This is a genomic window from Actinoplanes nipponensis, from assembly GCF_016862275.1.
Classification (GTDB): domain Bacteria; phylum Actinomycetota; class Actinomycetes; order Mycobacteriales; family Micromonosporaceae; genus Actinoplanes; species Actinoplanes nipponensis.
The window spans coordinates 1-15,155 of sequence record NZ_BOMQ01000091.1 but is presented as its reverse complement, the minus strand read 5'-3'; the positions used below and the strand labels follow the sequence as shown (position 1 = coordinate 15,155).

9 protein-coding genes and 2 pseudogenes are annotated in these 15,155 nt (G+C 77.2%); 8 read left to right on the top strand and 3 right to left on the bottom strand.

Annotation, left to right across the window (positions count from 1 at the left end; all coding sequences use genetic code 11):
- Position 1: 1 nt before the first annotated feature.
- Genes ptsP through Ani05nite_RS37015 form a run of 3 tightly spaced genes read left to right on the top strand, consistent with a single transcriptional unit; the run spans position 2 to position 5,364 of the window.
- On the top strand, positions 2 to 2,542 hold the full coding sequence (ptsP, locus tag Ani05nite_RS37025; RefSeq protein WP_203776280.1) for a phosphoenolpyruvate--protein phosphotransferase: 2,541 nt from the start codon (positions 2 to 4) through the stop codon (positions 2,540 to 2,542).
- Between the two features lie 42 nt (positions 2,543 to 2,584).
- Positions 2,585 to 3,763 carry a hypothetical protein gene (locus tag Ani05nite_RS37020; protein WP_203776278.1) on the top strand — a complete coding sequence of 393 codons (1,179 nt, stop codon included), beginning with the start codon at positions 2,585 to 2,587 and terminating at the stop codon, positions 3,761 to 3,763.
- Between the two features lie 29 nt (positions 3,764 to 3,792).
- Positions 3,793 to 5,364, top strand: coding sequence for a sensor histidine kinase (locus Ani05nite_RS37015; RefSeq protein ID WP_203776276.1), 1,572 nt, complete (start codon positions 3,793 to 3,795; stop codon positions 5,362 to 5,364).
- Positions 5,365 to 5,482: 118 nt separating this feature from the next.
- Here Ani05nite_RS37015 and Ani05nite_RS37010 read toward each other — a convergent pair whose 3' ends face one another.
- On the bottom strand, positions 5,483 to 5,908 hold the full coding sequence (locus tag Ani05nite_RS37010) for an Hsp20/alpha crystallin family protein (RefSeq protein WP_203776274.1): 426 nt from the start codon (positions 5,906 to 5,908) through the stop codon (positions 5,483 to 5,485).
- Between the two features lie 236 nt (positions 5,909 to 6,144).
- Between Ani05nite_RS37010 and Ani05nite_RS37005 the strand changes: the two genes are divergently transcribed.
- From Ani05nite_RS37005 to Ani05nite_RS42170, 5 genes are all read left to right on the top strand, one after another.
- The gene (locus tag Ani05nite_RS37005) at positions 6,145 to 7,095 is read left to right on the top strand and encodes a DnaJ C-terminal domain-containing protein (RefSeq protein WP_239131016.1); all 951 of its coding nucleotides are present in this window, start codon (positions 6,145 to 6,147) and stop codon (positions 7,093 to 7,095) included.
- A gap of 195 nt (positions 7,096 to 7,290) precedes the next feature.
- Positions 7,291 to 9,870 (top strand): class III lanthionine synthetase LanKC, encoded by a 2,580-nt coding sequence (gene lanKC, locus Ani05nite_RS37000; RefSeq protein WP_203776273.1) that lies wholly within the window; start codon positions 7,291 to 7,293, stop codon positions 9,868 to 9,870.
- Positions 9,871 to 9,927: 57 nt separating this feature from the next.
- Complete coding sequence (locus tag Ani05nite_RS36995; RefSeq protein ID WP_203776271.1) at positions 9,928 to 10,056, top strand: SapB/AmfS family lanthipeptide; 129 nt, start codon at positions 9,928 to 9,930, stop codon at positions 10,054 to 10,056.
- 92 nt (positions 10,057 to 10,148) lie between these two features.
- A complete protein-coding gene (locus tag Ani05nite_RS36990) occupies positions 10,149 to 11,852 on the top strand; it encodes an ATP-binding cassette domain-containing protein (protein ID WP_203776263.1) in 1,704 nt (567 codons plus the stop codon).
- Positions 11,849 to 13,729, top strand: coding sequence for an ATP-binding cassette domain-containing protein (locus tag Ani05nite_RS42170; protein ID WP_377882690.1), 1,881 nt, complete (start codon positions 11,849 to 11,851; stop codon positions 13,727 to 13,729). Before Ani05nite_RS36990 ends, Ani05nite_RS42170 begins: the two co-directional genes overlap by 4 nt.
- Here the strand turns inward: Ani05nite_RS42170 and Ani05nite_RS36980 are convergent.
- Together Ani05nite_RS36980 and Ani05nite_RS41640 are read right to left on the bottom strand one after the other, a co-directional pair.
- Positions 13,628 to 14,029, bottom strand: a pseudogene (locus tag Ani05nite_RS36980) (LuxR C-terminal-related transcriptional regulator); the annotation flags it as partial. The gene Ani05nite_RS42170 and the pseudogene Ani05nite_RS36980 sit on opposite strands and share 102 nt — an antisense overlap.
- Positions 14,030 to 14,320: 291 nt before the next feature.
- Positions 14,321 to 15,155, bottom strand: a pseudogene (locus Ani05nite_RS41640) (hypothetical protein); the annotation flags it as partial.

Genomic DNA, 15,155 nt, shown 5'->3' with positions numbered 1-15,155 from the left:
CGTGGTCGGCCTGGTGGTGGTCAGCCACAGCCGGGTCCTGGCCGGCGCCGCGGCGGCGCTCGCGGCGGAGATGATCCAGGGCGTGCCGGTGCCGGTCGAGATCGCCGCCGGGCTCGACGACGAGACGTTCGGCACGGACGCGGTGGCCATCGCCGAGGCGGTGGCCGCCGCCGACCGGGGCGACGGCGTGGTCGTGCTGATGGACCTGGGCAGCGCCGTGCTGTCCGCGGAGCTGGCGCTCGACCTGATGCCGGACGACCGGCGCGACCGGGTCGTGCTGTGCCCTGGACCGCTGGTCGAGGGTCTGGTGGCCGCCGCGGTGGCGGCCGCGGGCGGGGCCGGCCGGGACGAGGTCGCCGCCGAGGCCACGGCCGGGCTGGCGGGCAAACAGTCCCAGCTCGGCGCGCCCGCCGCCACCAGCGCCGACACCGGGGACGGTGCCGGGGACGGGCCTTCGGCCACGGTGGTGGTGCGCAACCGGCACGGCCTGCACGCGCGGCCGGCTGCCCGGCTCGTCGCGCTGGCCCGGTCCCTGGACGCGCAGGTGCGGATCCGCAACGCCGACACGGGGTCGCCGTGGGCGCCGGCGACGAGCCTGTCGCGGGTCGCCACCCTGGGCGTGCGGCACGGGCAGCGGATCGAGGTACGCGCCTCGGGCCCGCGGGCGCGGGCGGCGGTCGACCGGGTCGTGGCGCTGGCCGGCCGCGCGTTCGACGAGACCGAGGAGACCGCCGGCGCCGGACCGCAGCCGTGGGCGGCGGACCAGCCGCGGGGCGGGCCCGCGGACCAGGCGGAGGACCGGGGCCGGGCCGCGCTCTCCGGCCGGGCTGAAGGCGGTCCCGCGGCGCAGGCGTCGGGCGGGACCGGCGCGGGACAGCCGGCGGCCGGGTGGCCGGCCTCGCCGGGCATCGCCATCGGGCCGGCCCGGCGCCTGTCCGCGGCGCCGCTCGCCGTCCCCGACGTCCCCGCCCGGGAACCGGCCCGGGAGTGGCAGCGCATCGGCGACGCGCTCACCGCCGTCCGGCACGACCTGGCGCGGCTGCGGGCGGCCACCGGGGGCGAGGGCTCGATCTTCGACGCGCACCTGCTGCTGCTCGACGACGACGACCTGCTGGCCGAGGTGCGGTCCCGGACCGACGCCGGCGAGAGCGCGCCGCGGGCCTGGGCGGCGGCCACCGACCGGATCGCCGGGGAGTTCGAGGCGCTGGCCGACCCGTACCTCAAGGCCCGGGCCGCCGACGTGCGCGCGGTCGCCGATCAGACGCTGCGGGCCCTGCTCGGCGTGCCGGGCGAGGTGGTGGCCGGGTCCGGGGTGCTGATCGCCGCCGATCTCACCCCGGCCGGGGCCGCCGGGCTCGACCCCGGCCGGATCGCCGGGGTCCTGCTCGCGTCCGGCAGCCCGGCCGCGCACAGCGCGATCCTGCTGCGGACCCGCGGCATCCCCGCCGTGGTCGGCGCCGGGCCGGCGGTCCTGGAGATCGCCGACGGTACGCCGGTGGCGCTGGACGGCCGCACCGGCGAGGTGCTCGTCGCCCCGGCGGAGCCGGTGCTGGCCGAGCTGCGCGCCCGCGCCCGCGACCAGGAGTCCCGCCGGCGGCACGCGGCCGGCCGGGCCGCGGCTCCGGCCGTGACCCGCGACGGCGTCACCGTCGAGGTCGGTGCGAACGTGGGTTCGCCGGCCGACGCCCGGGCCGCCGCGGAGCACGGCGCGGACCTGGTCGGGCTGATCCGCACCGAGTTCCTGTTCCTGGACCGGGACGCGGCGCCGGACGTGGCCGAGCAGGAGGCCGCCTGGCGGGAGATCGCCGGGGCGCTGGGCGGCCGGCGGATCACCGTCCGCACCCTCGACGTCGGCGGGGACAAGCCGCTGCGGTACCTGCCGGCGCCGGTCGAGGCGAATCCGTTCCTGGGCGTCCGCGGGCTGCGGTACACGCTGCGGCATCCCGCCCTGCTCACCGACCAGCTGCTGGCCGTCGTCCGGGTGGCCCGCGACGTGCCGGTCAGCGTGATGTTCCCGATGGTGAGCACGGTCGGCGAGCTGCTGCGCGCCCGCCGGATGCTCGACGACGTCATCGCCCGGGAGGGCGGCGGCCCACCCGCCGGCCTGCGCGTGGGGATCATGGTGGAGGTGCCGTCGGCCGCGCTCAAGGCGGCCACGTTCGCGCCGTACGTGGACTTCCTCAGCATCGGCACGAACGACCTGACCCAGTACGCGCTGGCGGCCGAGCGGGGCAACCCCGCGCTGGCCGAGCTCGCCGACGGGCTGGATCCGGGCGTGCTGCGGCTGATCGACGCGGCGTGCCGGGGCGCGGGTGAGCGCGTCACGGTCGCGGTGTGCGGGGAGCTGGCGGGCGACGAGGCGGCGGCGCCCCTGCTGACCGGGCTCGGGGTCCGCGAACTGAGCGTGACGCCACCCGCTGTACCGGCGATCAAGGAGGCCGTGCGCGCCACCGACCGGGCCGCCGCCGCCGACCTCGCGCGGGCCGCGCTGGGGCGGCCGGACGCCGCGGCCGTGCGCGCGCTGCTCGGCGCGGGACGCTGACGCGGCGGTCCGGCCGCGGGCCGGGCACGCGAGGATGACCGGATGACCATGATCGAGAAGTGCCGGATCTCCCTCACCGGGCCCGGCAGCCACCTGCTGGTCCGCCGGCCGGGGGTGGGCAGCCTGCACGTCGGTCCGCCCGGGAGCGGCGCCGACCTGCACGTCGACCCGGCGGCCCGGATCGACTGGTCGGTGTTCGACGCGCTGACCACCCCGGCGGGTGACCCGTGGCCGCGGTACCTCACCTACACCGGCGACGACGACGCCGTCCTGGCCTGGACCCGGGAGCGCCCGGCCGAGGGCCTGCGCGTCGCACCGCTGCGCGACGCCGACTGGGACGCCTCCGGCTCGCGGATCCGGGAGCTGTCCCTGGTCAGCCACGGTCCCCGGATCCGGATCCGGCTGCCCGCGCCGTCGGTGCTGCGGCACCTGACCCTGCACGGGGACCCGGCCCGCTTCACCATCGTCGCGCACCCCGACGGTCTACCGGCGTCCGTCGCGCTCGTGCTGCCGGACGCGCCGACCGCCGACCGGATGCCCGCACCGGCCTCCGGCGCGGGCGGCGCCCGGGCCCTGCCGCCGCTGCCCGCGCTGGCCGGCGTGACCGCGCTGACCGTGATCGGCGGCCCGCTCGACCGGCCGCTCGACTGCCGCAGCCTCGGCCGGTTCCCGGCCCTGCACAGCCTGGACCTCCGGGGCGCCCTCGCACACCCGGAGGCGCTGGCCCGGCTGCCGCTGGCCGCCCTCGAGCTCCGGTACGTGCCCGACCTCGCCGGGCTGCCGCCGCTGGACACCTGGCCGGCGCTGACCCGGCTCATCGCCTGGAACATCGACGAGGCCGGCGGGCGGCAGCTGCGCCGGCAGCTCCGGGCGCTGCCCGCGGGCCGGCTGAGCGACCACAGCGGCGTCAGCCGGCTGCGGTCGCGGCGCTGGTTCGTCGAGGAGTACGGCCTCCCGTTCTCCGGCTGGCCCGCCCGCGCCGCCCGGCCGGCGACGAAGGCATTCCGGACGGCGGCCGCCGCGGCGGCCGCCGCCACCGGGCTCGCCGAGGCGGAGCGGGCGATCACCGGCTTCGTCGGCGCGGTCAACGCGCTGCCCGGCATCGAGACGGGCGAACGCGACGACGCCGCCACGGCGGTGGCCCTGCTGGCCGCCCTCGCGGGTGTGCCGGTCGCCGAGCAGCAGGCGCTGACCTGGTTCGACGCAGCCCGGGACTTCTGACCGGCGCCGCCCTCGCGTACGGTGCGCCTGTGAATCTTGCGGGAGCCGCGGCCGGCGGCCGGTGGACCACGCAGCGCTGGTTCGCTGTGGTGCTGTCGGCGATGGTCCTGCTGGTGCTGGCCGGGGTGGTGGTCGGCGCGCAGGCGTTGTCGCGTACCGCGACGGTGTCCAACCACCTGAGCGACCGGATCTCACCGGCGCGCACGGCCGTGGTCGAGTTCCGCGCGGCGCTGGCCGACCAGGAGACCGGGGTACGGGGCTACCTGCTCAGCAGCCAGCGGCAGTTCCTGGAGCCGTACACCCGGGGCATCGGCGAGGCGCGGGCCGCCGTGTCCCGGATGCGGGCGCTGCTGAGCGACGAGCCCGGCGCGCTGGCCGCCCTGACCGCCGCCGAGCAGGAGGCCGGCCGGTGGCGCGCGGTGGCGGACCGGCTGATCGCCGGGCACCCGGCCGGCGCCGGCCCGGCGTCCATGGCTGTCGTGCTGCGCGGCCAGGACGCCTTCACCACGGTCCGGTCCCGCGTCATCGCCCTCGACGAACGGCTCGCCGAGATCCGCCGGGACGGGCGCGCCGACCTGGACCGCTCCCGCCGGGTCCGCGACGGCGTGTTCCTCTTCCTGGCCGCGGTCCTGCTCGCCTTCATCGTGGTGATCGCCGTGCTGCTGCGCCTGGCGGTGCTGCGACCGCTGAGCCGGTTGAGCGCCGCGGTCCGCCGGGTCGCGGGCGGCGACTTCGAGCATCGGCTGACCCCGCACGGCCCGGCCGACCTGGCCCGGCTGGGCCATGACGTGGAGGCGATGCGGCGCCGCCTGGTCGACGGGCTGGCGGCCAGCCAGCAGGCCCGTGACCAGCTGGAGCAGCAGCGGCGCGAGCTGGAGCGGTCCAATGCCGACCTGGAGCAGTTCGCCTACGTCGCGTCGCACGACCTGCAGGAGCCGCTGCGCAAGGTGGCCTCGTTCTGCCAGCTGCTGCAACGCCGGTACGCCGGCGCGCTGGACGAACGGGCCCAGCAGTACATCTCGTTCGCGGTCGAGGGCGCCACGCGGATGCAGAGCCTGATCAACGACCTGCTCGGCTTCTCGCGCATCGGCCGGGTGCACAACGCGACCCAGCCGGTCGACCTGGACCTGGTCGTCGCCCAGGTGGAGGACGGCCTCGCGCTGGCCATCGCGGAGAGCGGCGCGCGGATCGTCCGGCCGGCGCTGCCCACCGTGCACGGCGACGCCACGCTGCTGACCATGCTGTGGCAGAACCTCATCGGCAACGCGATCAAGTTCCGCCGCCCGCAGGGGGAACCGGTCATCCACATCACCGCCGCGCAGGCCGACGGGGTCTGGACGTTCGCGGTGCAGGACAACGGCATCGGCGTCGACCCCGAGTTCGCCGGCAAGATCTTCGTCATCTTCCAGCGGCTGCACCCGCGCGACAGCTACCCGGGCACCGGCATCGGCCTGGCCGTGTGCAAGAAGATCGTCGAGTACCACGGCGGGCACATCGCGCTGGACCCGGCGTACCGGGAGGGTGCCCGCCTGACGTTCACGCTGGCGGCGGCGGTGCCGGCAGCGGTGCCGGCGGAGGATGCGCCCGCGCCCGCCGGGTGAGTGGCGGGCGGCCGTCATCGTGCCCGGCCGGGTGTCTGCCCGGTCCTGCTCGTCCGGGTCGCGGCCCGGCGCCCGCGGGCGGGCGCCGGGCCGGGAAGAGGACCTTCGCCCGCGCCGTTCAGCCGTTGATCACCTTGTGGCCGCTGTCGCCGGCGCCGATGCTGATCTTGCGGGGCTTGGCCCGCTCGGAGACCGGGATGCGCAGCGTCAGCACGCCGTTCTCATAGCTGGCCTGCAGGTTGTCGGTGTCGAGGGTGTCGCCGAGGAACAGCTGGCGGCTGAACACCCCCATCGGCCGTTCGGAGATCACGCCCTCGACGCCCTCCTTGCCCGCGCGCTGCCGCTGGGCCCTGACCTGCAGCACGTTGCGCTCGACGGTCAGGTCGATCGAGTCCGGGTCGACGCCGGGCAGGTCGAAGTAGACGTTGAACCACTCGCCGTCACGCTCGGCGTCCACAGGCATCACCGCCGGGCGGCCGGCGGTGCCGGCGAGCTGCTCGAACAGGCGGTCGAACTCGCGGAACGGGTCGGTACGCATCAACATGGTCATCTCCTCCTCGGTGCTCCTTCACCAGGACGGGTCCGGGGGAACCACCCGGAGTTGAGTCCCCTTGACTCAACCCCCCTTCTTCTTTACAACAATCTCGTGTCACCGTCAAGGCGACCCCGCGCCCCCCCGTTACGAGCTGGCTGAGCTGGTGATTCTCCCCAGACTTGACGGTGGTGGGCTCAAGTTTTATGACTGGAAGTGGCAGCCTTTCCAGCGAGGAGCGGATCGCGGTGGCAACGACTGACTACTACCAGATCCTCGGGGTGAGCCGGACGGCCGGCCAGGACGACATCCAGCGCGCATACCGCAAGCTCGCCCGCCGCCACCACCCGGACATCAACCGGGAGCCCGGCGCCGAGGAGACCTTCAAACAGATCAACGAGGCGTACGAGGTCCTCTCCGACGACCGGAAGCGGGCCCGGTACGACCGCTTCGGCGACGCCTGGCGGCAGGTGCCGGAGGGCTACGAGGGTCCGGCGCCCGGCGCCGGCCCGTTCCCGGGCGCCGGCGGCCGCCGGGTGTACGTGCACAACCCGGGCCGCGGCTCCGTCGGCACCGGCCTCGACGACCTGCTGGGCGGCCTGTTCGGCGGCGGCTTCGGGCCGGCCACCCGGTTCTCGGCGCCGGGCGCGGACAGCGAGGCGGAGCTCGAGCTTCCGGTGGAGGACGCCTACACCGGCGGCCGGCGGCGGATCACGCTGCAGACCTCGGCCGGCGCCCGCGGCTACGAGGTCGCCATCCCGGCCGGCGTCACCGACGGCCAGCGCATCCGCCTGGCCGGGCAGGGCGCGGCCGGGCTCGGCGGCGGTCCCCGTGGCGACCTGTACCTGGTGGTGCGCCTGGCGCCGCACCCGCGGTACCGGGTCGAGGGGCGGGACATCACCGTCGACCTGCCCGTCGCGCCGTGGGAGGCGGCGCTCGGGGCGAGCGTGCCGGTGGACACCCCGGGCGGCCCGGTCCGGGTCCAGGTCCCGCCGGGCTCGTCCACCGGGCGCCGGCTGCGGCTGCGGGGCCGCGGCATGCCGCACCCGCGGGGCACGGCCGGGGACCTGTACGCCGAGGTGCGCATCGTCGTACCCCCGCAGCCGTCGGCCGCCGAGCGCGCGCTGTGGCAGCGCCTGGCCGAGGCGTCCGGGTTCGACCCGCGCGCCCAGCGCGTCGCCGCGGCCGGCCGGCCCTGACCCGCCCGGCCCTGGTCCGCCGGCTCCCTCCCACCCGGACGCCGTCCTAAACGTGACCGTCGTCAGCAATCACCCCTCATCCGTCTCATCCCGAGCCCATGACAGCGCTCACTGGGTCCGCCCCTGCGCCGCGCCGAGACTGGGAGGCAGCAAGGCCAGCCGACCAGGACCGATCAGCGGAGGGGAGCCGGCGCCATGGACAAGCAGTACGAACGGTTCTGCGTCGCCGACCCGTACTTCTACGACGCGCTGACCAGCGCCCAGCCCGAGGCGACCTGGTTCGCCGCGGCCCGGCGTCCGGTGCCGGACGGCTGGCGGCGCGAGACGCTGGACGACTGGCTGATCTACGGCCCGGAGGGCGGCGAGCTGCCCGACCAGGGCTGGAAGATCCACGTCTCGGCCTGCCTCGACAACGCGGAACGGGTCCTGGACCGGGTCTTCGGCTACTGCCGGTCCCGGGGCCTGCCGTTCAAGTTCATCCACGGCCGCGCCGCGCTGCTGCTGCGCAACGCCAAGTACGCCCGGCGCGGCTCCAGCGGCAAGTTCATCACCGTGTACCCGCGCGACGACGCCGAGCTGGAGGTCGTCGGCAAGGAACTCGGCGAGCTGCTCGACGGCGAGCCGGGCCCGTACATCCTCAGCGACCTGCGCCTGGGCGACGGACCCGTGCACGTGCGGTACGGCGGTTTCGCCGCCCGGTACTGCGTCGCGGACGGCGTGGTCGAGCCGGCCCTGGCCGACCCGTCCGGCCGGCTCGTCCCCGACCGGCGCGACCCGGTCTTCCGGACGCCGGACTGGGTCCCGCTGCCCCGGTTCCTCGGCCCGCACCTGGCCGCCCGCAACGCCACCACCGTGGTCGACCTGCCGTACCGGATCGAGGAGGTCATCCACTTCTCCAACGGCGGCGGCCTCTACCGGGGCACCGACACCCGGACCGGCGACCGCGTGGTGCTCAAGGAGGCGCGGCCGCACGCCGGCCTCGACGCCGACGGCGTGGACGCGGTGGCCCGGCTCACCCGCGAGCAGGAGGCGCTGGAGCTGCTGTCCGACCTGCCCGGCGTGCCCCGCGTGCACGACCGGTTCCGCCTCGGCGAGCACGACTTCCTGGCCCTGGAGCACATCGACGCCGTGCCGCTGAACAAGCTGCTGGTGGACCGGTACCCGCTGATCGACGCGCGGGCCGGCGCCGAGCGGTACCGCGCGTACAGCCGGTGGGCGCTGCACGTCTACGCCCAGGTCGAGCGGATCATCGACGCGGTCCACGAGCGCGGCCTGGTCTACGGCGACCTGCACCTGTTCAACGTGCTGGTGCGCACGGACGGCCCGGACGCGGACACCGCGGTCCTCATCGACTTCGAGGTGGCCGGCCCGGCGGACGGCTACCGCCGCCCGGGCCTGCGCAACCAGGGCTTCGCGGCGCCCCGCGGGGTCACCGGGCCCGACGTCGACCGGTACGCCCTGGCCTGCCTGCGGCTGGCGATGTTCCTGCCGCTGACCGCCATGCTGCGGCTGGCGCCGGAGAAGGCACGTGACTTCGCCGCCGTGATCGCCGAGCACTTCGAGGTGCCGGCCGAGTTCCTCGACGAGGCGGTCGCCACGATCACCGGGCGGCCCGCCGCCCCCGGCCCGGCTGCCCGGCCGCGGCCGGACACCGACGTGCCGGCCCTGATGCGCCGGCTCACCGACGCCATCGTGGACAGTGCCACCCCGCGCCGCGACGACCGGCTGTTCCCCGGCGACATCGAGCAGTTCCACTCCGGCGGGCTGAACCTGGCCTACGGCGCCGCCGGCGTGCTGCACGCCCTGGCCGCCACCGGCGCCGGCCCGTTCCCCGGCTTCGAGGACTGGCTCGTGCGGCGGGCGCTGCGCCCGTCCTCCGGCTCGCGCCTGGGCTTCTACGACGGGCTGCACGGGGTCGCGTACGTCCTGCACGAGCTGGACCGCCGCCAGGAAGCGCTCGACGTGCTCGCACGCTGCCTGGGCGAACCCTGGGACGAGCTGGGCACCGACCTGATGAGCGGGCTGGCCGGCATCGCCCTCAGCCTGCTGCACCTCGCCGACGCCACCGGCGAGACGGCGCTGCACGACGCCGCCCGCCGCGCCACCGACCTGGTGTCCGCCCGGCTGGCCGCGGTCGCCGCCGAGGAGCCGCCGGCCGGTGAGCGCGCCGTCAGCGGCGGACGGCAGCCCCGGGCCGGGCTCACCCACGGCTGGACCGGTCCCGCCCTGCTCTTCCTGCGGCTGTACGAGCGCACCGGCGACCCCGCCCAGCTGGACCGGGCCGTGACGGCGCTCCGCCAGGACCTGCGCCGCTGCGTCACCCGGGCCGACGGCGCGCTGGAGGTCGACGAGGGCTGGCGCACCATGCCGTACCTGGCCCAGGGCAGCACCGGCATCGGCATCGTGCTCGACCAGGTGCTCGCCCACCGCCCCGACGAGCGCCTGGCCCGGGCCGGCGCCGCGATCGGCCGCGCCGCCGGGTCCCCGTTCTACGCCCAGGCCGGGCTGTTCGCCGGGCGCGCCGGGATCATCCGCTACCTGGCCGGCCACGACCGCGACGACGACCGGCTGGACCGGCAGGTCGGCAACCTGGCCTGGCACGCGGTGCCGTTCCGCAGCGGGCTCGCCTTCCCCGGCGACCAGCTGCTGCGGCTGTCCATGGACCTGGCCACCGGCACGGCCGGGGTGCTGCTCGCCCTCGGCGCGGCCCGCCACGACCCCGCGGCCGACCTGCCGTTCCTCGCCCCGGCGGCCGGCCCGGCCGGCGCCCGATGACTTCCGCCCGACCGGGCGGGAAGAAGAACGCACCACCGAGCAAGGAGGAGAACGACCATGGCACTTCTCGACCTGCAGGGAATGGAACTGTCCACCGAGGCGAAGAACTCCGGCGGCGGCGGTGGCAGCCGGGCCAGCCTGCTGCTCTGCGGCGACAGCTCGCTGAGCGTCACGACCTGTAACTGACGAGGCGGGAACGGCGCGGCCCCGGACCGGACACCCCCCGGTTCCGGGGCCGCCCTTCTCGTCGCGACCCGACAACCGTCCGAGGAGGCGCGATGTCCGCGGTGACCGGCGACCGGGTGCTCGCCCGCGCGGTCCGGCACGGCGGGCCGTGGATCGCCGTGCTGGCGGTGAGCGCCCTGGCCGTGGCCGGGGCGGACCTGCTGCTCCCGGCCGTGCTGGGCGCCGCCGTCGACGCGGCGCTGCGGCCCGGCGACCGCCCCGGCCGCTGGATCGCCGCGGCCGTCGCCCTCATCGCCGTCATCGCCGCCGCCGAGATCCTGACCGGGCTCGCGGCCGGCCTGGGCACCGCCCGGGCCACCGCCCGGCTGCGGCACACCCTGATCCGCCACGTGCTCGCGCTGGCTCCCGGCGCCGCCCGGCGGCACCCGGCCGGCGACCTGGTCAGCCGGCTGGTGGGCCAGGTTCCCGGCGCGGCCGGGGCCGGCCCGGCCGTCGCCCTGGCCGCCACCGCGCTCGTGCCGCCGGCGGGCAGCCTGGTCGCCCTGACCCTCATCGACCCGTGGCTGGGCGCGACGTTCGTCGCCGGACTGGTGGTGCTGACCCTGCTGCTGCGCGCGTACGTGGCCGACACGGCCGACGCCGCCACCCGTTACCAGCACACCCAGAGCACCATCGCCGCGCGGCTGGCCGAGGCCCTGACCGGCGCGCGCACGATCGGGGCCGCCGCCACCGTGGACGCGGAGATCCGGCGGGTGCTGCGGCCGCTGCCCGAGCTGGGCCGGCACGGCGCCCGCATCTGGGACGCGATCGGCCGGGCCGCGGCGCAGGGCGTCCTGCTGGCGCCCCTCATGCAGCTGGCCGTGGTCGCCGTGGCCGGGCTCGCGCTCGCCGCCGGCCGGCTGACCCCCGGCGCGGTGCTGGCCGCGCTGCAGTACGTCGCGCTCGGCGCCGGGCTCGGCGGGGTGGTCGGCGTGCTGGGCCGCATCGCCCGCAGCCGGGCCGGCTGCCGCCGGACCGCCGAGATCCTGGCCGCGCCGGCGCAGCGGTACGGCCGGCGGGACCTCCCGCCCGGCGCCGGCCGCCTGGAGCTGCGCGGGGTCACCGTGCGCCACCCGGACGGCGCGGGCCGGCCGCCGGTGCTCGACCACCTCGACCTGGTGGTCGCGGCCGGCGCCACCGTGGCGGTGGTCGGCCCGTCCGGCGCGGGCAAGTCCGCGCTGGTCGCGGCCTGCGGCCGGCTCCTCGACCCGGACGAGGGCGAGGTGCTGCTCGACGGGGTGCCGCTGCCCCGGGTACGCCACGAGTCGCTGCGCCGCGCCGTCGGGTACGCCTTCGCCCGTCCCGTCCTCGTCGGCGAGACCGTCGACGCCGCCCTCGCCCTGGGCCCCGGCGCCCCCACCGCGGCCCGGATCCGGGCCGCCGCCCGGGCCGCCCGCATCGACACCGTCATCGAGCGCCTGCCCGACGGGTACGACACGCGACTGGCCGACACCCCGCTCTCCGGCGGCGAGGCGCAGCGGCTCGGCATCGCCCGGGCCCTGGGGGCGCAACGGCTGCTGGTCCTCGACGACGCCACCTCCAGCCTGGACACGGTGACCGAGCACGAGGTCGGCCGGGCGCTGATCGACGCCGCTGACCGCCGTACCCGCCTGGTCGTCACCCACCGGGCCGGCACCGCCGCCCGGGTCGACCGGGTCGCCTGGCTCGACCACGGCCGGCTCCGCGGGTACGCCGAGCACCGGGTGCTGTGGCGCGACCCGGGCTACCGGGCGCTGTTCCCCGGGGCCGGCCGATGAGGTACCTGCTGCGGTTCCTGCGCCGCCATCCCGCCGAGCTGGGCCGGCTGGCCTGGTGGTCGGCCGTCGAGGCGGTGCCCGCGGTGCTGTCCGGGCAGGCCGTCGCCCACGCCGTGGACCGCGGCTTCCTCGCCGGCCAGCCGCGCACCGGCCTGGCCTGGCTCGGCCTGCTCGCGGCGGCGGTCGTGCTGGGCGCGGCCGGCACCCGCAACACCTACCGCTGCCTGGCCGGCCTGGCCGAGCCGCTGCGCGACGACCTGGTGACCCGCGTCGTGGGCGGCGCGCTGCGGTCGGCGGCGGGCGGCGGCGACGGACGCGGGGCCGTGGCCCGGCTCACCCACCAGGTCGAGATCGTCCGGGACACGTTCGCCGGGGCGGTCATGACGCTGCGCGGCTTCCTGTTCGCGGTGACCGGGGCGCTGCTGGGCCTGGCCGCGCTGGCGCCGCGGCTCGCCCTGGCCGTGGCGGCGCCGATCCTGGCCGGCCTGGCCCTGTTCGCCGCGACCCTGCCGGCGATGGTCGCCCGGCAGCGCGCGTACGTGCACGCCGACGAGGAGCTCGCCGACCGCGCCGGCCTGGCGTTCGCGGGGCTGCGGGACGTCGTCGCGTGCGGGGCGGAGGACCGGGTGGCCGCCGCCCTCGCCGGGCCGGTGGACGGCCAGGCCGCGGCGGAACGCGCGGTGGCCCGCATGACGGCCGTCCGCGGCCTCAGCCTGGCCGTCGCCGGCTGGCTGCCGGTCGTGGTCGTGCTGCTGGCGACGCCGTGGCTGATCCGCGGAGGGCTGACCGCCGGCGCGGTCCTCGGCGCCCTGACCTACCTGCTGCACGGCGTGCAGCCCGCCCTGAACACCCTGATCGGCGGCCTCGGCGGCGGCGGGGTACGCCTCACCGTGACCCTCGAACGCATCCTGCGCGCCGCCGGGCCCGGCCCGGCGGCCGGACCGGCCTCGGCGGCGCGACAGCCGGACACAGCGGACGTGAGCCTGCGCGGCGTCACGTTCTCGTACGGCCGGCACGCCGAGCCCGTGGTCCGCGACCTCGACCTCGACCTGCGCGACGGCGACCACCTGGCGATCGTCGGCCCCAGCGGCATCGGCAAGTCCACCCTGGTCGCCCTGCTGGCCGGCACCCTGCGACCCGGGCGCGGCGAGGCCCGGCTGGGCGGGACCCGCCTGGCCGACCTCGACGCCCGGACCCTGGCCCGGCACCGGGTGCTCATCCCGCAGGAGGCGTACGTCTTCAGCGGCACCCTGCGGGACAACCTGCGCTACCTGCGCCCCGCCGCCACCGACCGCGACCTCGACCGGGCGGTGGACGCCGTCGGCCTGCGCGACCTGGTCGAGCGGCTCGGCGGCTACCCCGCGACGGTCACCCCGGACCGGCTGTCGGCGGGCGAGCGGCAGCTGGTGGCCCTGGCCCGGGCGTACCTCTCCCCGGCCCGGCTGGCGCTGCTCGACGAGGCCACCTGCCACCTCGACGCCGCCGGCGAGGCCCGCGCCGAACGGGCCTTCGCCGACCGCCCGGGCCCGCTGGTGGTGGTCGCCCACCGGGTCACCTCGGCGCTGCGGGCCGACCGGATCCTGCTGCTGGACGGCCGGAACGCGATCCTGGGCACCGACGAGTCGCTGCGGAGGACCGCGCCGCTGTACCGCGCCATCGTCGGCCACTGGGACGGTCCCGGCCCGGCGCCGTCAGCGGAACCAGCCCGCCTCCTCGGCGAGACGGACGGCCTCCAGCCGGTTGCGCGTACCGGTCTTGCGGAGAATGGCGGAGATGTAGTTGCGGACGGTGCCTGGCGACAGATGCAGCTTCGCGGCGACCTCCTGCGACGGCACCCCGGACGCGACGACACCGAGCACGTCCAGCTCCCTCGCTGACAGCGGGCTGCGCGGGGCGGCCACCACGGCGACGGCCAGACCGGCGTCGATCACCCGTTCGCCGCGGGCCAGCCGCCGGATGCCGCGCACCAGCTCGCTCGGCGCGGCGTGGGTGCCGACGACCCCCCGGACGTGCCCCTCCAGCGCCCGCCCGAGCAGCCCGGGCGCGTCCGGGCCGGCCAGCACCAGGGTGGCGCAGTGCGGCAGCTCCCGGGTGAACCGGTCGATCGTGCGCAGGCCGTCATCGGCCAGCAGGTCGACGCCGATCACGGCCACGTCCGGCGGCACGGCCCGGGCCATGTCCAGCGCCTCGTCGAGGCGGCCCAGGTCGGCGACCACCTCGAAGTCCTCCTCCAGGGACAACGTCGCGGCGAGGGCGCCGCGCAGCAGATTCACGGGTTCGACGAGCAGAATGCGGATCACGATGGCCTCCCAGCCAGGGTCAAAGCTTCGCGGTGGGAATGCCGGCGTCCGGCGCGGCCCGGCCCCGGTCACGGGGCGGAGCGCGGATGTCAGGAACGGCCGGCGGAAGGCCGGCGCCGGGTCACCACCCGGGCGCGGGCCGGTTTCCTGTCCCCGGAGGGAGGGCGATCAGCTGGGAGGTCCGCTGTAGCGGACGGATCGCCCGCGGGCGGCGGAGTCGGCGGCCGGCAGCAGGCCGGCGGTACGGATCTCCGGCCGCCAGGACGACGGGACGGTGCCCACCACGGTCGAGCCGGCGCCGCCGGAGTCCCGGGAGTGGCCCATGCCGGCGGAATCGGTGGGCTGCCGCGGGGGGCCCGGCGGGGGGATCGGGTGGGGGCGGGCCTGGGAGCGGGTGAGGGGGGTGGTGGTGGCTGGTGCTCGGAGGGCAGGGGCCGGGGGTGGGGTCGCGACGGGCTGACGGGTCAGGGGGGCGGTTTTGTCTGCCGGCCGGGTCGGGTCGGGGAGGGTGAGGTGGGGTGCGGCAGTCGGGGGGCGGACTGGCGGGATGAGCGTGGGCAGGGTGGTTGAGGGGGGTGGCAGGTTGGGGGGTGCCGGCAGGGCCGGGAAGGTCGGCGGGACCGGAGGCGTGGGCGGGACGGGGAGGGTGGGCAGGGCGGGCAGCGCCGGCAGCACCGGCAGGGCAGGCAGGGCAGGCAGCGCGGGCAGGGCGGGCAGCGCAGGCAGGGCAGGCAGCGCGGGCAGCACCGGCAGGGCAGGCAGCACCGGCAGCGCGGGCAGCGCAGGCAGCACCGGCAGCGCGGGCAACGTGGGGTTTGCCGGCAAGGCCGGCACGGGCGGCAGCGCAGCTGATGGAAGTTGGACAGGCGAGGGCGGGAGCTCGGGCAAGGCCGGAACCGCAGGCGCAGACGGCAGCGCGGGCAGCGCGGGCAGCGCGGGCAGCGCGGGCAGCGCGGGCAGCGCGGGCAGCGCGGGCAGCGCGGGCAGCGCGGGCAGCGCGGGC